Here is a 23259-nt window from a genome sequence, read left to right on the forward strand (position 1 = left end):
GGTTTGATTTAAATTATGTTTGTAAAGTATCAAACCAAATATGCTTAAATACCTACTTTTCTTCCTTGCAATTTCAAGTTTTGCAAATGCTCAAGAACAGCGAATCGAGTGGCGCACTGGCATAAAAGATACCAGTTACAATACGCAACGCGATTTTCGTAATAACATCAAAAAATATCCTTTCATTAAGCTGGTTGTTGAGCAGCAAATGCCCAACGTGACAGAGAAACGCAATTTAGCTTATGCTAAGATTGGCGATCGGAAATTACTGATAGATGCATTTTTGCCAAAAAGTAAAAGCAAAACGGCTGCTGTACTGATTGTACATGGTGGTGGTTGGCGTTCTGGAGATAGAAGTCAGCATATTCCCTTAGCCCAACATTTGGCCGCAAAGGGAATGGCATCCTTTACAGTCGAATATCGTTTATCAACCGAAGCTTTTTATCCGGCTAGTGTTTTTGATGTTAAATCTGCTGTGCGTTGGTTAAAAGCAAATGCTAAACAATTTAATGTAGACACCAATAAAATAGCCATACTTGGTTTTTCGGCTGGTGGCCAACTGGCTTCATTGGTTGGGGTAACAGAAAACGTGAAAAAACTAGAAGGTGACATAGGTAGTTTCAAATATTCAAGTAAAGTAAATGCCGTGATAGATATTGATGGCACACTTTCTTTTGTTCATCCTGAATCTTGGGAATTACAAAACATCAATACTAACAAGGGAGCATCAGCCATGTGGCTTGGTTATGCAGGTAACGAAAGGTTGGATTTATGGAAGGAAGCATCACCCTTTACTTATGCTAATGAAAACAAGGTCCCTTTCCTGTTTTTGAATAGTGCAGTAGAAAGAATGCATGCTGGTCGAGATGATTTTAAAAAACTAATGGATAAAAAAGGAATTTATACCGAAATTGTAAGCTTTAAAGATTCGCCACATTCATTCTGTTTATATCAACCTTGGTTTGATTTAACGGTAAATCACATAACGTCTTTTTTAGAAAAAGTATTTAAATGAAATAAGGTTCTAAATGATGATATTTTCTGAAATTTACTCCTTATTGAATAAACGCTAACACGACCAAATATTAATAACACATGATACCAAGAATACTTATAGCGATGCTTTTCATCTTTACATCGCTAACAAACGTAATTGCCCAACAAACCACTCCAAATAAAATTGTTGTAGCACAAGATGGAAGTGGAAACTTCAAGACTATTCAAGAAGCAGTGAACTCCGTGAGAGATCACATGCAAACAAGGGTTACGATTGAAGTGAAAGCAGGAACATACGCAGAAAAATTAGTTATTCCAGCTTGGAAAAAAAATATCACCCTAATTGGAGAAAGCAAAGAAAATACCATCATTACCAATGCTGATTATTCAGGAAAAGCTTTTCCGACAAAAGATTTTACGGGTAATCCCAAATACAGCACCTATACTTCTTACACCGTTTTGGTCCAGGGAAATGATTGCAGACTAGAAAATCTAACTATAGAAAATACGGCAGGAACTGTAGGGCAAGCGGTTGCATTAACAGTAGAAGCGGATCGTTTTGCAGCTAGAAATTGTGCTTTTTTAGGTAATCAGGATACACTTTACACGTCTAGGGATGGAAGGAATTATTTCGAATCTTGTTTCATTGTAGGTACTACAGACTTTATTTTCGGGGAAGCGACAGTTGTGTTTAGCAAATGCACTATTAAGAGTTTATCTAATTCTTACATCACAGCAGCATCTACTACAAAAGAACAACGTTTTGGTTATGTCTTTTTAGATTGCGATTTAATTGCAGCCCCAACAGCAACAAAGGTATTTTTAGGCAGGCCTTGGCGACCATTTGCAAAAACCGTATTTATCAGATGTAATTTAGGATCTCATATTATCCCAGCAGGATGGAATGCTTGGCCTGGCGACCCAATGTTTGCTGATAAGGATAAAACTGCCTTTTACGCTGAATATGCAAATACAGGAGCTGGTTCGGCAACTGCCGAAAGAGTGCCTTGGTCTAAACAGTTAACAGGTAAACAAGCAAAGGCTTATACCCTAAAAAACATCTTCGGGTCTTGGAATCCTGAATTCTAATAATCGAAACCAATATGAAAAAAATACTTTTCCTGTTATTGTTCACCACTTATTTTGCCAAAGCTCAGGAGTTTTTGCCACTTTATACTGCAAATAATATTCCTAACTCGAAAGGTACTAAACGAAAAGACAGTATTGCCAATGAAAGAGTATACAGAGTGGCAACTCCTGGAATGTATTGCTTTTTCCCTGGTACACAAGAAAATAAAGGGGCGGCTATAGTTATTTGTCCGGGTGGTGGTTACGAACGATTAGCTTATATTATTAGCGGTACACAGTTGGCTAAATGGTTTAATACGATGGGCATTTCTGCTTTTGTACTTAATTATAGGTTGCCAAACGACCCAGATTTAGTAGAACGAGAAAAAGCACCATTGCAGGATGCACAACGAGCAATAAAAGTAATCCGTAATAATGCTAATAAATGGGGCATCAAGCCCGATAAAATAGGGATACAAGGCTCATCTGCAGGTGGTCATTTGGCAAGTTTAGTTGGTACGGCACCTGCCGATATGGTTAAAATTAACGACCAATTAGATACTGTTTCCGCTCTTGCGAATTTCATGATATTAGTTTCGCCTGTAATTGACATGGGCGATTATGCACACAAGGGAAGTAAGAAAAACTTGTTGGGCGAAAACCCTAAGCCAGAAACCATCAAACAATATTCTACTCAATTTCAGGTAAAAAAAAACACTCCAATATGTTTTATTGCCGATGCATTTGACGATAAAACCGTTGATCCACATAATAGTCTGTTATTTTATCAAGCACTACTAGAAAATAAGGTGACTAGCACCTTACATGTTTTTCCGCAAGGTGGGCACGCTATCGCTTTGCGTAATAATCCAGGTTCTACAGAGATGTGGACAAAACTTTGTGAGGAATGGATGGTAGAAATGTCTATTATTCCTTCAACCTTAAAAAAATAATCTTCCAAATATTTTATAGATGAAAACTACAATTTTTACTGCCTTTATGTTAACTGTTTCTTCGTTGGTTTATGGACAAACAGCTAAAACAAAAACATTCTCTTGGAACAATCTTCCAGTAATAAGCAAACCAGTATTTAAGAAGGATACTTTTAATATCGTTAAATATCGTGCAGTTGCAGATGGAATTTATTTAAATACCGATGCAATTAACACCGCCATTAACGATTGCAGTAAAAATGGTGGCGGTGTGGTACTTATACCAGCGGGTTTGTGGTTATCTGGTCCGATATATTTGAAAAGCGGAGTGAACTTGCACCTTAAACAAGGCGCATTTTTAGTTTTTACAACAGATAAGAGCAAGTATAAAATTGTGGAAGGAGATTATGAAGGAAAAAGTGCAGCAAGGAATGAATCGCCTATTAACGGAAAAAATCTACAAAATATAGCCATAACAGGTAAAGGTGTTATTGACGGCAGTGGTGATGTATGGCGTGCGGTTGGTCAAGGAAAACTTACTGCCTCCCAATGGAAAGATCAATTGACTAAAGGAGGTGTATTAAGCGATGATAAAAAGACTTGGTTTCCAAGCGAACAGTTTAAGCAAGCTCAGGTAAAAGGCAAAAGTATGTTGATACAACCAGGAATGGATTTATCTGCATTTGCTGATATGAAAGATTTCCTTAGGCCAAACCTTTTAGTACTTAAAAACTGTAAAAAGGTATTAATTGAAGGCATTACCTTTCAAAATTCTCCAGCATGGTGCCTTCATCCACTGATGTGTGAAGATTTAACGATTTCTGGCATCAGGGTTAAAAACCCGCATTATGCACAAAACGGAGATGGTATTGATATCGAATCTTGTACACGTTTTATCGTTGAAAATAGTGTGTTGGATGTTGGAGATGATGCCATATGTATCAAATCGGGTAAAGATGAAGAAGGTAGAAAAAGAGGTATTCCGTCTGCTCAAGGAATTATTAGAGGGAATTTGGTGTACAGCGGTCACGGTGCTGTGGTAATTGGTAGCGAAATGAGTGGTGGCGCAAATAACATCTTTATCGAAAACTGTACTTTTATGGGAACAGATAAAGGTTTAAGGTTTAAGTCGACTAGAGGAAGGGGCGGAGTAGTAGAAAACATTTATGCGAGGAATTTAACGATGAAAGATATTCTTCAAGAAGCCATCTTTTTTGACATGTTTTATTTCGTGAAATTTGCGACCGATGGCGTTAGAGATAATTCACCCGTAGTAAATGAGGGAACTCCAATATTCCGTAACATGGTATTTGATAACATTATTTGTAATGGTGCAGAAACAGCAGTTTTTATAAGAGGGCTGTCAGAAATGCCTGTTCAAGGGATTACGATAAGTAATTCTACCATTGCAGCAGAAAAAGGTGTTGAATTGACGGATGCAACTCATATCAAATTTGATAATGTTCGTTTCGTTGTTAAAAATCAACTGCCAGTTTTCTCACTTACTGGCAGTAAAGATATCAGTATAAATAAGGTGAGCTATAACAATGGCCTTCCAAGTCTATTGCAGGTAAATGGTGTAGGAAATGAGCGTATTCAGGTTTTAGGGACAGATTTAAAATCTACCGGGAAAACCCTAGAACTTAAAGATGGCGCTAAGGAAAGTTCGGTGACTTATAAATAAGTTCTAGGCGAGATTTGTAATCTCGTCTCAAGTAGCTGAGGATATAAAATTCTCAATTAAAGGGTCTGGATAACAAATCCAGACCAACCAAAATTTATACTTAGCTAAAAGTGTTTACTGCCATTTTTGAACCGCAAAAACGATAACGTTGTATTCATCTTTTTCAAATAGAACACCAATATTCTTATTGTCAATTTTAACAATGTCTGAGTATGCCGAATAGTTATTTCCTTTATAGTCGGTAGCGCTTTTGGCAATTACTAAGTTCTTAAACCAAGTTTTTCCATCATCATTGCTCACTCTCAGTGTAAGATTGTCTCTCTTTTTGGTATCTGCAGCATTGCACACAAATAAAATTCTTCTTTTTGTTTTATCTAGGTAAGAAAGTGTACTTCCTTGGCACACAGGGTCGGGTAAATTGGGGTCAAAAGCTGTCTTATCCCAGCTTTGTCCACCATCATTACTAATGGCAATAATTCTTTGTCTTACATTTCCTTGTTGGTTTCGGATGTTCATTACCATTTTATCTCCACTTAACTGGGCTGCCATTGCCTCATTACCACCTTTAAAACTAACATTTTCAGATAGCTTAAAGGTAAGGCCATGGTCATCTGTAAAGTAGCCATGGGCGATGTAATCCATGCCTGCTTTTTGAGGTGGCCCAGCTGAGTGATTGGCTGAAACAAATATCCTTCCCTTATATAATCCTTCGTTAAATTGTAATGCATGGCCAGGCGTGTTCGCGTAACTGCGCCAATCTTCATCAAAATTATAAGCCGTGTTAAGTTGCGGCATTTTTGGACGATGAACTTGTGTAGTGATATTTATAGGTTCAGACCAAGTCATCCCGTCATCTATTGATGTTTTATACCATACTTCTCTTAAACCGTTTCCTTTTCTAACTTCACTTTCATGCTGGTTGCCTGTATTATAAAATAAAAACAAACGACCTTTTGGATATTTAGAATCAGTTAAGTCCATTACAGGAGCAGGGTTTCCGGCTTGCATTTGATCGTAATTAACAACAGTTTGTAAGCTTGACCAAGTTTTACCACTGTCCTTACTTCTTTTAAGCACGATGTTGATATCTCCAAAATCGCCAGCATCATTTACTCTGCCTTCAGCAAAAGCCAATAAATCGCCATTTTTTAAGCTCACTATGGCAGGTATGCGATAGCTTTTATGTCCATCTGCTCCAGATACAAAAACTGGAGTATATTTTATTTGTGCCAAACAATGGCCAAAGGCAATTAAGAATAAGTAGGTGGTGCTGATGATTGTTTTCATTAGTGATAATTCAATTGTGTGTTTTGATTTGAACAAGATATTCAATTAAAATTTACAGACCGTAGAATTATTGTATAAATATTGAGGAGATTTTAAATTGCTAAGCCGCATTGCTTTCTTGTTTTGGTTTAATAAAACGTTTTATTTTTACTGTTTTGATTGTAATATCACTTCATAACTGTAATTATAATGCAATCGGTTGAACATAGCCTTAAACGTAGTAAAAATCAATATTTGAACCTATTGTATCAATTAGTGAACCATCATTTATAGCGGTATGAACTAAGTTTGTATTGTATCTAAATCATTCATTTCCAATTCTTGCGCATGAATTAAAAGATGATCATGATACAATAACCAAATATTTATAATCGGTCTATTGTGGAAGCCAAAACCACAAATGGCCAAAGAAAACAACCAACCAAATATGAAAAAAATTTTACTTCAAACACTGTTGCTGTTGTGCTGTTGTGCTTCTTTGTGGGCACAAACTCGAACGGTAACAGGAAAGGTGGTCGACAAAGATGATCAAATCCTGGTCGGGGTAACCATCACCATCAAGGGCACCCAAACTCAAGTGATTACAGACGCAGGTGGAAAATTCAAGATCAACATTCCTACAACTGGTAATACCACGCTTGTTGCTAGCTACATTGGTTCTAAATCTGTTGAGCTAAGTGTTGGTGATAAAAAAGAGATTCTTTTTGAAATGAACCAAGATGATGAAAGCACGCTTGCAGAAGTTCAAGTCATTAACATCGGTTATGGCAAAGTATCAAAAGATGCCATAACAGGGGCGGTATCATCAGTAAGTGCTAAAGACTTAAAAGATTTTCCTGTTGCCACGGCAGCTGAAGCGCTTGCTGGAAAGTTAGCTGGTGTATCTGTAGTTACTTCTGAAGGAAAGCCTGGTGCTGAGATTACAGTACGTGTTAGAGCAGGTAGTTCTATCACGCAAGATAACTCTCCTTTGTACATTGTAGATGGAGTACAACTAGAAAATGCGCTTTCAGTAGTATCACCACAAGAAATAGAATCGATAGATGTATTAAAAGATGTCGCCTCTACTGCAATTTATGGTGCAAGAGGTGCAAATGGCGTAGTTTTAATTACTACAAAAGCCGGTAGAAATTCACGTACCGTTGTTTCCTTAAGTACTTACGCTGGTGTTCGTCAGATTACCAATGTATTAGATGTAATGAAACCGTATGATTTCGTGATGTACCAATATCAACTTTATAATGGTAGCATTGCCGATAGAGAAGCTTTTGTAAAGAGATTTGGTGCTTATTCTGATTTAGACATCTATAAAAACGTTCCTTTTACAGATTGGCAAGATAAAGTATTTGGTCGTGAGGCTTTTTCTCATACCGAAAACATGACGATCAATGGAGGTACAAAAACTTCAAGTTATAACTTAAACGTTAATAATTACAAGGAAGACGGTATCATGCTTAATTCTGGTGCTGCTCGTACTTTTGTTTCTTTCCGTTTTGATAACTCTAGTTCTGATAAGTTCCGTTTTGGTTTTAACGCAAGGTATAGCCGCCAAAAAGTGTATGGCGCAGGAACATCAAATACAGGTAGCCAAAGTAACAACAGTTTAAGAAATGGTGTACGTTATCGTCCTTATGACGAACCTGGACAAAGTACTGATATAGATGAATTTGATCCAGACTATGCTAACTTAACTAATTTAACAAGTCCGGTTTTAAGTGCTTATTCGGTTACTAAAAACGATTATAATAATCAATTGGTTACCAGTGGAAATGCTCAATTCACACCAATTAAAGGCTTAACCATTAAATCTTTATTTGGCGTTACCAATGCCGAACGTAGAACAGATCAATTTAATAGCTCAGTTACAGGTATCGCTAGGCAAAATGCTAATTTACCTGTTGTAAATTTAAGTAATGCCTCAACGCTTACTTTAATCAATACCAATACAGTTACCTATGATTTTGTTTTAGGTAAATCTCATAAAATAGGTTTATTAGCTGGTCAGGAGATTAACCAAAGTAGAACACGTAATGCTGCAAGTACAACAAAGTGGTTACCAGTAGATTTAACGGCAGAACAAGCTTTTGCAGGTATACAAAAAGCTACGCCACCAACTGGTGGAGTACAAGATGCGCCAACTACCTCAGAAGGTCAAAATAGGCTTTTCTCTTTATTTGGTCGTGCTTCTTATAACTACAAAGGAAAATACCTGGCTTCATTTATTGTTCGTAATGATGCATCTTCTCTTTTTGCACCAGAAAATCGCAATGCACTTTTCCCTTCAGGGCAATTGGCTTGGCGTTTAAGTGAAGAAGAGTTCATGAAAAGCCTTGATCTTAAATGGTTAGGTAGTGCAAAAATTAGGGCTAGTTATGGTGCAGGTGGTAATAACCGTATTGCAACCGACCTTTGGAAAGTATTATATTTAGGAGGAAGCAATTATGGTTATGCAATTGACGAGTCTGTAACACCTGGTTTTGCACCAAATGCATTGGCTAATCCAAACATTAGATGGGAAACTACAGTGTCAAGAAACCTTGGATTGGACCTTGCGTTTTTCAATAGTAGATTAAATGCCACTTTAGATTTTTATAATAATACCACTGATGATTTGTTATTATTAGCAAAAGTTCCAGTTACCTCTGGTTGGACAGATCAACAACAAAATATTGGTAAAACATCAAATAAAGGTATAGAATTGCAATTAAGTGGTGTGGTTGCCAATACAAAAAACTTTAGCTACAATATCAATTTCAATATTTATACCAACAAAAACAGGATTGTTAGTTTAGGTAATGATCAATACGGTAATCCAAATAGTTCTTATGCTGTTGCATCTGGAGGAATCAATGGTTTCGACTTTTTAGCTGAAGTTGGTGGACCAATTGGCCAGTTTTATGGTTATGTGAGTGATGGTCGTTATGAATTAAGTGATTTTGATGCAATATATAATTCTACTGCAAATACTTATTCTTATGTTTTAAAAGCAGGTATTCCAAGTGCTAGAGCAATTGCATTAGGAGGAAGAGATCCACAGCCAGGAGACATGAAACTTAAAAAATTAACAGGAAATCCTGGTGATCCTATTTCTACAGATGATAGAACAGTATTGGGTAATGCATTTCCAAAGTTTGCAGGTGGTATTAACCAACAGTTTAGCTATAAAAACTTTGATGCAAGTGTTTTCATGAACTTCTCAGTTGGTAACAAAACTTATAACGCCAATAAAACAGAATTTACAGGTCAATATTTGTATAAAGATAATAACATGCTTTCCATAGTGGCAGATCGTTGGAAATCTTTTGATGAAAATGGAAATAGGGTAACTGATCCTACGCAATTAGCTGCAATGAACCAAAATACAACGTTTTGGACACCAGCTGCTGGTCAATATATTTTAACTTCTTATGCTATTGAAGATGGTTCATTCCTTCGTGTAAGTAACATCACTCTAGGTTATTCACTTCCTCAATCTTTATTGAGTAAAACGAAAGTGTTCTCTAAATTCAGGATTTATGCTACGGTAAACAACTTGTATACTTTCACAAAATATACTGGTTATGATCCAGAAGCGAATACACGTAGAGGACCGCTTACGCCAGGAGTAGATTATGCAGCTTATCCAAGAAGCCGTTATGTATTGGCAGGTTTAGATATCAGTTTTTAACCATTAGATCAATTGAAAATGAAATCAACATATAAAAAATCAATCGTACTGTTAAGCATAGGTGCATTTATCTTAGCTGGTAGTTCGTGTAAAAAATATTTAGATATTGAAAACCCTTCAACTATCTCACAAGAAGTAGCTTTTGAAAGTACATCTTATGCAAATACTGCACTTATCGGGGTATATAACCTATTGCCTGGCGATAATGGTTTAACCAAAGAAGGTACCATTTGGTCTTTATCTACAGATGAATTTAAAACTTCTGGAAGTTACAGTGCAGAAGATCGTAGGGGTATTAGTATGTATTTAGCCAGTAATGCAAATGGCGAGCTTTTAGGTGCATTCAATCAGCTTTATACAGGAATAGAAAGAGCAAACATCTGTATCAAAGGCATTAACAATTCGCCTATTTATACTGATGGAGGAGCAAATAAAGCCACTATGGGCAAATTTTTAGGAGAGGCCATGACTTTAAGGGCATTATTCTATTTTACTTTGGTAAGAAACTGGGGTAGTGTTGTTGCACAATGGGAACCTTCTCTTGATGTGAAAGAATTAGATGCACCAGTTACTGCAGGAACAGTTATCCTTGACAAGCTTTTGGCAGATTTAAAAGTAGCAGAAGATTTAGTGCCTTGGCGTAGTGAATCTGGTTATGGTAGCACAAGATGGACAAAAGGAGCTGTTAAGGCTTTAAGATCGAGGATAGCACTTTTCCGTGGTGGATACATGATGGATAAAGAAAGTCATACCATGGTACGAAGTGCGGATTATAAAAAATACTATCAGATTGCTTTGGATGAATGTAAAGACATCATGGCGAAAAGAGGCGAACATAACCTAAACCCAGTGTATGAGAATGTATTTAAATCATTACATACCAGCACACGTTTTGATCCAACTTTTGAACTAATGTTTGAAGTTGGTGCTTTTGGTGCAGGCTCAAGAACAGATACCAAGCTTGGTTATTATGACGGAATGAGATTTAACGCTTCATCACGTTTTGGTGGTACCGGTGGTGGCGTAACTGCTATTGCAACTTATTTTTATGAATTTGATCAGTTAGGTGATTGCCGTAGAGATGTAACTATTGGATCTTATGAGATTGATGCAAACTCTCAAAAAGTAATGAATACGCTTAATAACATGACAGATGCGAAATTTAGAAGATCATGGACTAACATTGCTGGTACAACACAAACACTAGCGGTAAATTGGCCTGTGCTTCGCTTTGCAGATGTGTTATTAATGTTTGCAGAGGCAGATAATGAATTAAATACTGGTCCTTCTGCAGCAGCGCAAGCAGCACTTTTAGAAGTTAGAAGTCGTGCTTTTGTTGGTTTTGAAAGTCGCATACCTCCAATGCCTACAGATTACGCAGGATTTTTTGATGCTATTGTTAAAGAACGTTTATTAGAGTTTGGGGGAGAAGCAGTCCGTAAATATGATTTAATCAGATGGAATATCATGGCTGCTAAATTCGCTGAAGTTCGTATCAAGCTTCGTCAATTAATGAACGGTGAAGGTGCTTACGTAAATGTTCCTAAATATGTTTATGCAAAACCAGCAGCTTATAATGTAATACCTTCTCAACAAGAGTTTAATACGCTTGATACTTATGGAGGTTCTCCTTCAGTAACTTTGTTTCAACCAGGCTTAGGCGTTTCTGGAGCTCCAACAGGTTATACAACAAAAAACTGGAGAGCATCAATCAACGAAGAGTACATCACAGGAAAATCATCGGGCTTTGCTACATATTTCGAATCAAATAGAGGCGAAGTGTTTCCTTTCCATAACGATGTAAGACTCTATAACACTAAAATTGTTCAGAATTATGGCTATTAAACCTAATAATATGAAAACAACAAAATTTTCATTAAAAGCAACATTATCGATAATGGTCATGTTGTTTACCATGCTGGCTTGCCAGAAAGAGGATCCGAATGAAGGATTAGCAGCACCTCGCTTGTTTAAACCTGGCGCCATCTCAATTAAAACAGATCAAACTTCAGCAAAATTAACTTGGGCTGCACCAATATTGAGTACAAACTTAAAACTATCTTATTTAACAGAATTCTCACAAGATACTACATTTGCTACTACAGAGTTTTCTGTTAAAACAGATACAATGGGCGTTACTGTTACAGATGAGAAATTAGTCGTTCGTAAAAAGTATTATGCTCGTGTTAAGGCCTTGGCTACAGCAGACCAGCCTGAATCTCAATGGCAACGAAGTAATGGTTTTACGGTAACAGGCGAGCAACTATTTTTGCCAGTTCGCGAATTGGAAATCATGGAAACCCAATTTACAGTTCGTTGGAAACCAACGGTGGGATTAGATAAAATCACTTTAACACCTGCTACAGGAGCGCCAATCGTTGTTACGCTTTCGGCTGCAGATGCATTGGCAGGAGTAAAAACAATAACTGGCCTTACACCCGATGTAAAGTATAGTACAGAGATATTTCTTGGTGCAAAGAGCAAAGGGTTATTAGAGATTTCTACATTGGCAGTAACAGTTTATTCTGTTATCCTTAATTCAGGTGCCGATTTAGTTGCTGCAATTAACTCTGCTGCGAACAATGCGATCATAGGACTTAATCCTGGTACATACAGTGCTGGATCAGCAGTGTTTACCTTATTGCAGAAATCAGTTACATTGAAATCTACTTCTGGTAACCCATTAAATACGAAGGTTAATTTTAGAGAATTTACCTTAAGGGGAACAGGTGCAGGCATCAGCCTTGATGGCATAGAACTAGATGGAACGCCTTCAGGTTCATTGTACTTTATTAATCTAACAGGGGTTGCCGCAGATGCAGAAAAGGCAGATTTTGCTAACATAAAAATTAACAATTGCATTATCCGTGGTGCTACAACAAGTTTCATGAGAGCAGATAGAGGTGCAGTTGCAGATTATAAAATGGATCAAATTGTAGTGAAAAATTCTACTATATACGATATCGCATCTACACTTGGGTATCACTTTTTTCACCTAAATGATTTGCAATTTAATTCGCTTACAGTAACTAAGTCTACTTTTTACAATATCGGTAGGGCTTTTATAGCTTGTTCTACTGTGATTCCCGGTACACCACCAGCTATTACCATAGACTATTGTACTTTTAATAATTTTGGAGCAGGCAATCATTATATCTTATTGGATGCCAACGCCAACCCAGTTAAGTTTTCTATGACGAATAGTATTATTGGAAATGTACCTAGGCCAGCAGGTACTGTTAACGGTGTTGTCATGAGAGCTAATGGGGCAGGCACAACAATGGTATTTAGCTATAACAATACCTTTAATTTTACAAATGGAACAGGTACAGCACTAACATTGCCAACTACAAATACTTCTCAAGCAGGTAATCTTGCTGTAGTTTTAGATTGGACAGCTACAACCAGTGTTTTCACACTTCCAGCTAATTCTCCATTAAGGACAGCAAGTAGTGCAAGTGCACAAATAGGAGATCCAAGGTGGACTTATTAAAACAATGAAATTAGGCTCGGTGTAAACTGAGTCTAATTTTGTAAAAATATATGCTAACAATGAATACCAACAAACCTATCTATTAAAGATGGGTTTGTTAATTTTATAACTGCAGTTTAGGAATTATTTCGCAATTCCCCTACTATGGAGGGGTGCCCAAGGGGCGGGGTGGTTTAAACAGAATTAACTGCTTGAATAGCTTCAAAATGCAAATTATTAGTCGAACTGATGTTTATAATATCCAGTTAAACGTAAATTGGATAACATTAAGAATATTTAGTGCTAAATTAACCACTTAGTAAAATGCATCCCAAACTGATTGAAAAGGAATTGAATGAAATTAAATTATATTTTTAAGTTAAAGTTTACTTTGATTTTATTGCTCTTGGTTGCAAAGGCATTTGCTCAACCTCCAGTTAAGATAGAACATTATTCTACCGAAGATGGCCTTTCTCATGACATCATTACTTGCATGTTTAAGGATAGTCAAGGTTACATGTGGTTTGGTACTTGGAACGGAATTAACCGTTTTGATGGACATAATTTTACTGCTTTTACTTCTTCTCCAGACAAAGTATCTCAAATTAAAAATGTTAGGATAGAACAGATTTTTGAAGACAAGGTAAATCACCTTTGGGTTAAATCTTACGATGGTGAGGTTTACCGATTTGATAAAGGAACAGAGCGTTTTACCTCTTTATCTAGTATTTTATCACTTCAAAAGAAGATCATATTTGATCGAATTTTACAGGTTGCTGATGGCAAACTTTGGGTGAGCACAATTAATAAGGGTGTTTTGGTTGTAGATGATGTAAGCCAAGCTCATTCAAGTTATCAAATTTTTGCAAATGCTATTGATCCTAAAACACGCCTTTCATCAGATAAGATCAGGTTTCTTTTTAGGGAAAACAAATTAAGCTATTGGGTAGGATCTTCAAACGGTCTATTGCACATCTTTAGCAAGGGCGGCACTAAGTTTAATTCACAAATTATGAATACCGGAGGTAATCCTGGTGAAGAATTTTCCGCAGTTGCGGCAAACCAAGGCGAGCTTTATTTTGGTACGGCTAATGGAGATTTGGTGGTGATAGATAAAAGATCGGGTAGCCATCATCGCATTAGCGTAAGTAATGGACGCATCAATAAAATGTTATTGTCAAAAAAGACAGGTGATGTTCATGTCACCACTACTTTAGGCGAATTAATCAGTTTTGACCCTAGGCACGGGTCTATGAACAGTTATAGTTATGATAAAAAAGTAGGACTATTCTCCATCTTTGAGGATAAGAGAGGCGATTTGTGGATTGAGCCAAAGCAGAAAGGGGTTGTTCGTTTCGATATTCTGAATAAAACCTTCAGCACATTTCTGCAAAGAAACGATACTTTTAATAGTTCAATACCAAATAACCATTTCAGGGTTTTTGAAGATAAAAATGGAACAGTTTGGTCTATCTTAAGAGATGGTGGTTTCGGCTATTATGATCAAAAAACGAATAAGTTCAACTACTTCTATAACGAGCCAGGGACTGCCCAACGTCGCATTTCGAACATTACTTTTGTTTCTTTTTATGATCCAGCAGGAATTATTTGGCTACATACCGATCAACGTGGGCTTGAAAAGGTAATCTTTCATCCAAATGATTTTAAACAACGATTAGTTGTTGATCCTGGTTTATTCAAATCTCAAAATGAGGTGAGAGGGTTATTAAGCGATAGCCATAATAGGCTATGGGTTGGCGCAAAAAGTGGACTGCTTTACATTTATGAAAATGGTGTGCCTGCTAATATTACTTTCGAAAATGGGTCAAAAGATCGACTAGGCTTGGTTTACACCATTATTCAGGCAAGAAATGGTGTAATATGGATGGGTACTAAGGAAAATGGTGTGTTTAAAGCTGAACCTTTAAATGCTGCACATACAAATTATCGCCTTACTCATTACGCAAACGAACAAAACAACCCAAATTCGATTAGCAGTAATCAGGTTTACTCAATTGCGGAGGATAATCAAGGAAAAATATGGATTGGTACGTTTGACTATGGTTTGAATATGATTGATCCTCAAAAAGGAGATCGAGTTTTTAAGCGGTTTTATGACAAGTCAAATGGCTATCCAACGCTCTATAATAAAATAAGGCATTTAACTTTTGATGCAAGAGGCAGGTTATGGATTGGCTCAACAGATGGTTTAGTGATTGGAACGCCTTCGGGCACAACTAACATGAAGTTCAAAACCTATAGCAAACAGTCTGATGATTTGCATAGCCTAGGTAACAATGATATTCAATTTATCCTTAAAGATCATTTAAATAGAATGTGGTTGGCCACATCTGGTGGAGGTTTAAATCTAGCTATTGAAAAGGCTGGCTCACAATCGCTTACATTTAATGTTTACTCAACTAAAAATGGCTTAGGGAACAATTACATTCTGAGTTCTATAGAAGATAATCAGAATAGAATTTGGATAGCTACCAAAAGCACATTAACTAGGTTTGATCCTACAAAAGGCAAGTTTGATAATTTCAACTCTTATGATGGCGTACCTACTGATGGTTTCTCTGAAGCTTCTTGCCAATTAACAAGAGATGGTAAACTTGTATTTGGTACAATTAAAGGCATACTCAGTTTTGATCCTATGCTGATTAAATATCACGCCATTAACGCCAACCTTGCTTTTACAGGTTTGCAGGTTAACAATGAAGATGTAACCCTTGGTGATGAAGAAAGCTTGCTTCAAAAAAACATTAATTATACCAAAGAACTGAAACTAAAATACAATGAAAATACCATCAGTGTAGATTATACAGTTTTAGATTTTCGTTCGGTAGACAGACAAAGTTACATGTACAGAATGAAGGGTTTGGATACCACTTGGCATGATAACAAAAATCAGAGAAGGGCAACTTACACTAATCTTCCGCCAGGAGAATACCTGTTAGAAGTTAAAAGCCCAGATTTAGATAACTATACCACTATTCCTGCTAAGGAATTAAAAATTACCATATTACCGCCACCTTGGAAAACATGGTGGGCCTACTTAATTTATTTCTTGCTTTTGTGTATTGCGATAGAAGCAACCAGGAGGATTGTGATTACCATGTTGCATTTAAGGCAAGGCATTGCCATTGAGCAAAAAATGACCGCCTTAAAGATGGCTTTTTTTACTAATGTATCTCATGAATTACGCACCCCACTTACCTTAATTGTTAATCCGATTGAAGAGTTGTTGCAACAAGAAAAACTAAGCGAACAGGGCAGGGAATATGCAACCATTGTAAGCAGAAACGCCACAAGAATGGTTCGTTTTGTGAATCAGCTGTTAGACTTAAGAAAATCACAGAGTGGACAATCGAAACTTAACCTGAGCAAAATTGAACTGAAAAGTTTTATACAAGAAGTGGCCGAAAACTTTCAGGAAGCGGCTAGAGCAAACCATATCACACTGGAAGTTAATAGTGATGAATTTATTGAGATTTTGGTGGATGCCGATAAGATGGAAACCGTTATTTACAACTTATTAAGTAATTCTTTTAAATTTTCGCCAGCAGGAAAACGCATTGAAGTAAACATTCTTAAAAAGGATAATAACATTCAAATTGTAGTTAATGATGAAGGTTGTGGTGTTAATGAGGCCGATTTGGAAAATATTTTTCTGTTGTATCATGAAAGCGAACATCCGGATACACAACAACTTAAAGGATCTGGAATTGGACTTGCTTTAGCTAAAGAACTGGTAGAACTACATAAAGGAACGATTAGCGCAGTAAACCGTGAAGAAGAAGGACTCTCTATCACTATTAATTTACCATTGATAACTACCAATGTTACGAGCGCAGAAAAAGATAAGGTCAAAACATCAGCTACAGCAAACATCGGATTGCCAGTTCAAAATAATGATGAATCAGTAGAAGAGAAAAAAGAAAATGAGAAACAGCTTGTCCTTTTGGTAGAAGATAATGAAGACATGCGTTCGTTTTTGGCTATTAACCTCAGTTCGACCTATAGGGTAAAAACAGCTGAAGATGGTTTGCAAGGATTAGCAATGGCAAAAAAAATACAACCAGACCTTATTTTAAGCGACATCATGATGCCGAAAATGGATGGTATTGAAATGTTAGATCAATTAAAAAATGATCAAGAAACTAGCCATATTCCAGTAATTTTACTTTCAGCCAAAAGTGCGTTAGAAAGCCAGATTACAGGATTAAAATACGGTGCCGACTATTACATCAGTAAACCTTTCGATAATGAGTTGTTATTTGCTGCAATGGAAAACATACTCGATCAACGTAAGCGTGTTTTTGGGCAGTTTGTTGCGAAGCAAAAAGTAATGGATCTGGGGCCTAGTCAAATTGTGGTAACTTCTAAAGATGAGTTGTTCCTGCAAAAAATTATAGCCATTGTAGAAGAACACATGACTGATCCAAAGTTTAACATAGATGCAGTAGCAGAAACCGTAAATATGGCTAGGGCAACTTTCTTTAAAAAGTTTAAGAGCCTTACGCAACAAGCTCCAGTAGAATTTATTAGAGATATGAGATTAAAACGAGCAAAACAATACCTCGATGCTGGAATGGGTAACATTACTGAAATTGCTTACACGGTTGGTTTTAGTAGCGCAAAGTATTTCAGTACCTGTTTTAGAACATTTTATGGCATATCGCCTTCAGATTACCTGAAATCAATTAATTTAGACGAAAAAGATAATGCATAAAGAAGTTACCATATATGACATTGCCGAAAAGCTTTCTATTTCTGCATCAACAGTTAGTAGGGCATTAAATGCAAATTCTTTAGTCAATGAAAAGACACAGCAAAAGATAATTGCAATGGCAACTTCTATGGGTTATCGCAGTAATACCTTTGCTGCAAACCTGCGCATGCAACGGAGCAATACCATAGGTTTAATTGTGCCTAGGTTAAATAGCTACTTCATGTCCGAAGTTATCTCAGGTATAGAAAGTGTAACCAACGATGCAGGCTATAATTTGATCATTAGCCAATCAATGGAAAATGTAGAAAAAGAAATCAGTAACCTCAAAACAATGTTCAATAACAGGGTTGATGGTTTATTGGTATCTGTAGCTGCTGGTAGCAATGGGACAACAGGTTTTGATATTTTCCAAGATCGTAAAATACCCGTGCTTTTCTTTGATCGTGCACCAAATGGATTAACGGTTCCTTCGGTAACGATTGATAATGAAAATGCTGCTTTTTTAATTACTCAACATTTAATTGAAATGGGAGCAAAGAATTTATTTCATATCACAGGGCATCAATCTGTTAGTGTTTATAAGGAGCGAACTACGGGATTTAAAAAAGCACTTTTGGCTGCCGGATTAGCTTTTAATGAAAATCAGCTTATTGTTACAGATTTAAGTGAAAAGGCTGGCATAACAGCTGCAAAATTAATAGCAGAACTTAAAGGTGATGGTGTTTTTGCTGCTAATGATAGTTGTGCCGCAACTTGTATGAATGAATTAAAATCGCAAGGTTTTAAAATGCCTCAAGATGTAAAATTTGCAGGATTTAATAATGATTTGATCTCAAGAAATATCGACCCAGCTCTTACCACTATAAATTATCCTGGTTTCGAGATGGGTAAGGTTATCGCAGCCAAATTACTCGATCATTTAAGCAATAAACTAGACATGAATGCATCACCATTAATTACCATGAAATCTGAATTAGTGATTCGAGCCTCTTCTATGAGCCCTAACGTCATTGCGAGCTGAAGCAAGGCTCTGTGTGATGGAGCGAAGCAAAATGCCTGTGTGTAGGGAAAATTTGCAAACGTTACCTTACATCGGCTTTACACCGCAAATTAGTTTTTAGCTATAAATCAACTCATACTTTCTATTTATACCGTATTTTAAACCAGTTCGATTAATTTTTAGACCTCTAAATCTTAATGACTGCCTATGTTTGTTGTGTACTACAATCAATAAACCAAATATTATAAACCAAGGATTCGTCCATCTCTTTGTATGAATATTAAAAAGACCGCTTATATAATTGCACTAGCTATCGCATGTTTTACCTCACAAGCTACTTACTGTCAGACAAAAAAATATCCCTTTCAAGATTATAAATTAAGTTTTGAAGTTAGGGTTAAGGATTTGGTAAGTAGATTAACCGTAGAAGAAAAAGTGGCACAAATGCTTAATTCTGCACCAGCAATTCCCAGGTTAGGTGTACCTGCCCACGATTGGTGGAATGAAGTATTACACGGCGTTGCCAGATCACCATATAAAACTACTGTATTTCCACAGGCAATTGCAATGGCGGCTGGTTTTGATAAAAATTCGCTGTATAAAATGGCTGATTATTCGGCTTTAGAAGGAAGAGCTGTTTATAATAAAGCAGTACAAGATGGTAAAGAAGGTTCCAAATATGTTGGCTTAACCTATTGGACACCCAATGTAAATATCTTCCGCGATCCACGTTGGGGCAGGGGACAAGAAACTTATGGGGAAGACCCTTTTTTAACAGCAATGCTTGGTGATGCTTTTGTAAAGGGTTTGCAAGGCAATGATCCTAAATACCTAAAAGCAGCCGCTTGTGCTAAACATTTTGCTGTACATAGTGGTCCAGAACCTCTTCGTCATGTTTTTAATATTGATGTGAGTGCTTATGACCTTTGGGATACTTATTTGCCTGCTTTCCAAAAATTGGTGGTCGATTCGAAAGTTGCTGGTGTAATGTGTGCCTACAATGCCTTCAGAACTCAACCTTGTTGTGCCAGCGATGTACTTTTAACAGATATTTTAAGGAAACAATGGGGCTTTAAAGGCTATGTAACATCAGATTGTGGGGCAATAGACGACTTTTATAAAAAACATAAAACCCATAAGGATGCAGAATCTGCAGCTGTAGATGCTGTATTTCACGGTACAGACGTAGATTGTGGCAAGGAAGCTTATTTTGCCTTGGTGCAAGCGGTTAAAAATGGCAACATCACTGAAAAACAGTTGGATGTTTCTTTACATCGTTTATTTATGATTCGCTTTCAGCTTGGCCTTTTTGATCCAAAAGAACTGGTTAAATATGCACAAACACCTGCTTCGATTTTAGAAAGTCCAGCCCATAAAGCCCATGCTTTAAAAATGGCGCAGCAATCTATGGTGTTGCTTAAAAATGAAAACAATACGCTTCCGCTTCGCAAAGACTTAAAAAAGATTGTTGTATTAGGTCCTAATGCAGCAAACGCTGTTTCAATACTTGGTAACTATAATGGCAATCCAACTGAATTAACTACAATATTAGATGGTATTAAGCGAAAAGTTAGCAAAAACACTCAAGTAGTTTATGAAAAGGCCATCAACTTTACTAATGCTAATATGTTGGTTTTTCAAGATGTAGAAAGCCAGTATTCATTTGATGGTAAACAAGGTTTTAAAGCCGAATATTTCAGTAATATTGCCTTAAATGGTACACCAATAGCGGTTCGTCAGGAAGCAAAAATTAACCACTTCTGGCAAGAAGGAGAAAATGTAATTGGCAATTTAGCCGCAAACGATTTTTCTGCTCGTTACACCACTAATTTCAAGGCAAATACAAATCAGAAATTAGCTTTCGAGCTAGAGGCTGATAATGGCTATCGATTAATCTTAAATGGTAAGATAGTTTTAGACGAATGGGTAAACAAAAAGAAAGAAATTAAACGGTTTGAGTTAAATACAAAAAAAGATAGTACTTATAATCTTGTTGTAGAGTTTTGGCAAGGAGATGGACAATCTGGTGTGAGAATGGATGTAGGTAATTATGTACAGACGGATTTTAATGCATTAGCTGCCAAACATCATGACGCTGACGCTTTCATCTTTGTGGGAGGTATTTCACCACAGTTAGAGGGAGAATCAATGAAAGTTGATGATCCTGGGTTTACTGGGGGAGACCGTACCTCTATTTTATTACCAGCAGTGCAAACAGAGTTGATGAAAGTCTTAAAAGCAAGTGGTAAACCTGTTGTATTTGTCATGATGACAGGCAGCGCCATTGCTACACCATATGAGTCTGAAAACATACCTGCTATTCTTAATACTTGGTATGGTGGTCAATCTGCTGGTACGGCAGCGGCCGATATTCTTTTTGGCGATTACAACCCATCAGGACGATTACCGGTTACATTTTATAAAAGTGATACAGATCTAGCTGATTTTAACGATTACAACATGGAAAATCGTACCTATCGTTATTTCAAGAACAAACCACTTTATGGTTTTGGCTACGGATTAAGTTATACGACTTTCAGCTATGCTAAACAAAACATCCCTGTTAAGGTAGTTAAAGGAAAAAATGTGCCTATTGCAGTAACGGTAACTAATAATGGTAAAATGGCTGGTGATGAAGTGGCTCAACTTTATATTGTTAATCAGAATAAAAACATTAAAACATCAATTAAAGCTTTAAAGGGTTTCGAAAGGATTAATTTAAAAGCTGGCGAAACTAAAATCGTTAAATTTCTATTAACACCAGACGATTTATCTTACATAGATGCTAATGGTGCAAAACAGCGATTTAAAGGAAACCTGCAAATAAACATAGGTGGTAGTCAGCCCGATGAACCAAACAAAACAAGTGGTAACGTATTAAAAAGCATCATCAATATTAACTAGCTTAATTTCATTTAAAGATGATTGAAAATACCTTTTGGAGAAGTACAATAATGATTTCATTGGCCTTTCTCGCCATCAATTGCAAAAAAACAAAAACCTTTCAAGCTGAAGAGGTAAAAACCAATACGGAAAAACCTGTTCAGGTTAATGAAACGGCTATTGCTTTTCCAGGTGCAGAAGGTTTTGGAAAAGAAGTAACTGGCGGAAGAGGTGGTAAGGTAATTAAGGTCACAAATCTGAATGATAGCGGCATCGGAAGTTTTAGAGCTGCAGTTGATGCAACAGGAGCGAGAATTATCGTGTTTGATGTTTCAGGAACAATAGAATTAAACAGTGCCATCGAGTTAAGGAATAAAGACATCAGCATTGCTGGACAAACTGCACCAGGAGATGGTATTACTTTGAAAAACTATCCACTGAATGTAAAAACCTACAATGTGATTATTCGTTTCATGCGGTTTAGAATGGGCGATGAGAAAGCGGTAGAAGCGGATGCGATTGGTGGTTTCGAATCTAGAGATATCATTGTAGATCATTGTTCTATGAGTTGGTCTACAGATGAATGTGTTTCATTTTATAACAATGATAACCTTTCGTTGCAATGGTGTATCATTTCAGAAAGCCTGAGAGTTTCTGCCCATGGCAAAGGCGCTCATGGTTATGGCGGCATTTGGGGTGGAAAAAACGCATCATTCCATCACAACTTAATGGCCAATCATGATAGTCGTAATCCAAGGTTTGGCGAACGTGAAGGTACTGCTTACGCCTTAACAGATTTGGTTGATGTAAGAAATAATGTGTTTTACAATTGGGGTAGCAATAGTGCTTATGGTGGCGAAGCGATGAACATCAATATCGTTAACAATTATTACAAACCCGGACCAGCAACCAAAAATAAGGAACGTATATTCTCTATAGATAAATACATGAAGTCGACTACCTCGCCGATTTACAACCAATGGGGTAAGTTTTACATTGCTGGTAATTATGTAGACGGAAGAACTGCGCCAACTAATGATAATTGGACTTATGGCGTTTACAATCAGTTTCATAGTAGTTATGGAACAGTTTCGCAAGCAGATAAAGATGCAATGAAACTCGCCAATCCGTTAGAAATAAACAGCAACGTAACTACTCATACCGCAATAATGGCTTATCAAGTGGTGCTTGATTTTGCAGGAGCATCCTTAAAAAGAGATGCCATTGATGCTCGAATCATTGAGCATACCAAAAAGGGAACTTTTACGGCAAACGGATCAAGTGGAGAAACTAATAGCACCAATGGAATTATAGATAAACAGAGTGATGTTGGCGGCTGGCCATTTTTAAATGCTGGGGTAGCTTTAACAGATGCAGATTTAGATGGGATGCCCGATGAATGGGAAAAAGCCAATAAACTTGATCCTAATAAAGCCAATGCAAATGGCAGAGATTTAAGCACTGGCTACGATAATATTGAAGTTTATGTAAATTCTTTGGTTAAACAAATTACAGCAGAGCAGTACAGAAAATAA

General features: G+C 36.8%; 12 protein-coding genes. 11 read left to right on the forward strand and 1 reads right to left on the reverse strand.

The features are described 5' to 3' along the window. Positions 1–40: 40 nt before the first annotated feature. The 4 genes from R2Q59_RS04155 to R2Q59_RS04170 all read left to right on the forward strand — a co-directional run bounded on the left by R2Q59_RS04155 (position 41) and on the right by R2Q59_RS04170 (position 4680). Entirely contained in the window at positions 41–1015 is a 975-nt protein-coding gene (locus R2Q59_RS04155) for an alpha/beta hydrolase (RefSeq protein ID WP_316783890.1), read from the forward strand. Between the two features lie 80 nt (positions 1016–1095). Then, positions 1096–2085 (forward strand): pectinesterase family protein, encoded by a 990-nt coding sequence (locus R2Q59_RS04160; protein ID WP_316783891.1) that lies wholly within the window; start codon positions 1096–1098, stop codon positions 2083–2085. 14 nt (positions 2086–2099) lie between these two features. Continuing rightward, the gene (locus tag R2Q59_RS04165; RefSeq protein ID WP_316783892.1) at positions 2100–3017 is read left to right on the forward strand and encodes an alpha/beta hydrolase; all 918 of its coding nucleotides are present in this window, start codon (positions 2100–2102) and stop codon (positions 3015–3017) included. Between the two features lie 19 nt (positions 3018–3036). Then, positions 3037–4680: a glycoside hydrolase family 28 protein gene (locus R2Q59_RS04170; protein WP_316783893.1), complete on the forward strand. Its 1644-nt coding sequence runs from the start codon at positions 3037–3039 to the stop codon at positions 4678–4680. Positions 4681–4794: 114 nt separating this feature from the next. Here the strand turns inward: R2Q59_RS04170 and R2Q59_RS04175 are convergent, their stop codons facing one another. Next, on the reverse strand, positions 4795–5967 hold the full coding sequence (locus R2Q59_RS04175; protein WP_316783894.1) for a sialidase family protein: 1173 nt from the start codon (positions 5965–5967) through the stop codon (positions 4795–4797). A gap of 427 nt (positions 5968–6394) precedes the next feature. Between R2Q59_RS04175 and R2Q59_RS04180 the strand changes: the two genes are divergently transcribed. From R2Q59_RS04180 to R2Q59_RS04210, 7 genes are all read left to right on the forward strand, one after another. After that, a complete protein-coding gene (locus tag R2Q59_RS04180; protein WP_316783896.1) occupies positions 6395–9634 on the forward strand; it encodes a TonB-dependent receptor in 3240 nt (1079 codons plus the stop codon). An 18-nt stretch (positions 9635–9652) separates the two neighbouring features. After that, a complete protein-coding gene (locus R2Q59_RS04185; protein WP_316783898.1) occupies positions 9653–11479 on the forward strand; it encodes a RagB/SusD family nutrient uptake outer membrane protein in 1827 nt (608 codons plus the stop codon). Positions 11480–11489: 10 nt separating this feature from the next. After that, positions 11490–13127, forward strand: coding sequence for a DUF4957 domain-containing protein (locus R2Q59_RS04190; protein WP_316783899.1), 1638 nt, complete (start codon positions 11490–11492; stop codon positions 13125–13127). A 334-nt stretch (positions 13128–13461) separates the two neighbouring features. Further along, entirely contained in the window at positions 13462–17841 is a 4380-nt protein-coding gene (locus R2Q59_RS04195) for a two-component regulator propeller domain-containing protein (protein ID WP_316783901.1), read from the forward strand. Beyond that, the gene (locus R2Q59_RS04200) at positions 17834–18862 is read left to right on the forward strand and encodes a LacI family DNA-binding transcriptional regulator (RefSeq protein ID WP_316783903.1); all 1029 of its coding nucleotides are present in this window, start codon (positions 17834–17836) and stop codon (positions 18860–18862) included. Before R2Q59_RS04195 ends, R2Q59_RS04200 begins: the two co-directional genes overlap by 8 nt. Before the next feature lie 252 nt (positions 18863–19114). Further along, on the forward strand, positions 19115–21745 hold the full coding sequence (locus R2Q59_RS04205; RefSeq protein ID WP_316783905.1) for a glycoside hydrolase family 3 C-terminal domain-containing protein: 2631 nt from the start codon (positions 19115–19117) through the stop codon (positions 21743–21745). A gap of 17 nt (positions 21746–21762) precedes the next feature. Continuing rightward, the gene (locus tag R2Q59_RS04210) at positions 21763–23259 is read left to right on the forward strand and encodes a pectate lyase (RefSeq protein WP_316783906.1); all 1497 of its coding nucleotides are present in this window, start codon (positions 21763–21765) and stop codon (positions 23257–23259) included.

Source organism: Pedobacter frigiditerrae (genome assembly GCF_032678705.1).
GTDB lineage: Bacteria > Bacteroidota > Bacteroidia > Sphingobacteriales > Sphingobacteriaceae > Pedobacter > Pedobacter frigiditerrae_A.

Excerpts from the sequence above, each read along its gene's own strand:
- R2Q59_RS04165 (WP_316783892.1), top strand. The coding sequence starts at position 2,100 with ATGAAAAAAATACTTTTCCTGTTATTGTTCACCACTTATTTTGCCAAA.
- R2Q59_RS04205 (WP_316783905.1), top strand. The coding sequence starts at position 19,115 with ATGAATATTAAAAAGACCGCTTATATAATTGCACTAGCTATCGCATGT.
- R2Q59_RS04175 (WP_316783894.1), bottom strand. The coding sequence starts at position 5,967 with ATGAAAACAATCATCAGCACCACCTACTTATTCTTAATTGCCTTTGGC.
- R2Q59_RS04190 (WP_316783899.1), top strand. The coding sequence starts at position 11,490 with ATGAAAACAACAAAATTTTCATTAAAAGCAACATTATCGATAATGGTC.
- R2Q59_RS04170 (WP_316783893.1), top strand. The coding sequence starts at position 3,037 with ATGAAAACTACAATTTTTACTGCCTTTATGTTAACTGTTTCTTCGTTG.
- R2Q59_RS04180 (WP_316783896.1), top strand. The coding sequence starts at position 6,395 with ATGAAAAAAATTTTACTTCAAACACTGTTGCTGTTGTGCTGTTGTGCT.
- R2Q59_RS04160 (WP_316783891.1), top strand. The coding sequence starts at position 1,096 with ATGATACCAAGAATACTTATAGCGATGCTTTTCATCTTTACATCGCTA.
- R2Q59_RS04185 (WP_316783898.1), top strand. The coding sequence starts at position 9,653 with ATGAAATCAACATATAAAAAATCAATCGTACTGTTAAGCATAGGTGCA.
- R2Q59_RS04200 (WP_316783903.1), top strand. The coding sequence starts at position 17,834 with ATGCATAAAGAAGTTACCATATATGACATTGCCGAAAAGCTTTCTATT.
- R2Q59_RS04155 (WP_316783890.1), top strand. The coding sequence starts at position 41 with ATGCTTAAATACCTACTTTTCTTCCTTGCAATTTCAAGTTTTGCAAAT.
- R2Q59_RS04210 (WP_316783906.1), top strand. The coding sequence starts at position 21,763 with ATGATTGAAAATACCTTTTGGAGAAGTACAATAATGATTTCATTGGCC.
- R2Q59_RS04195 (WP_316783901.1), top strand. The coding sequence starts at position 13,462 with ATGAAATTAAATTATATTTTTAAGTTAAAGTTTACTTTGATTTTATTG.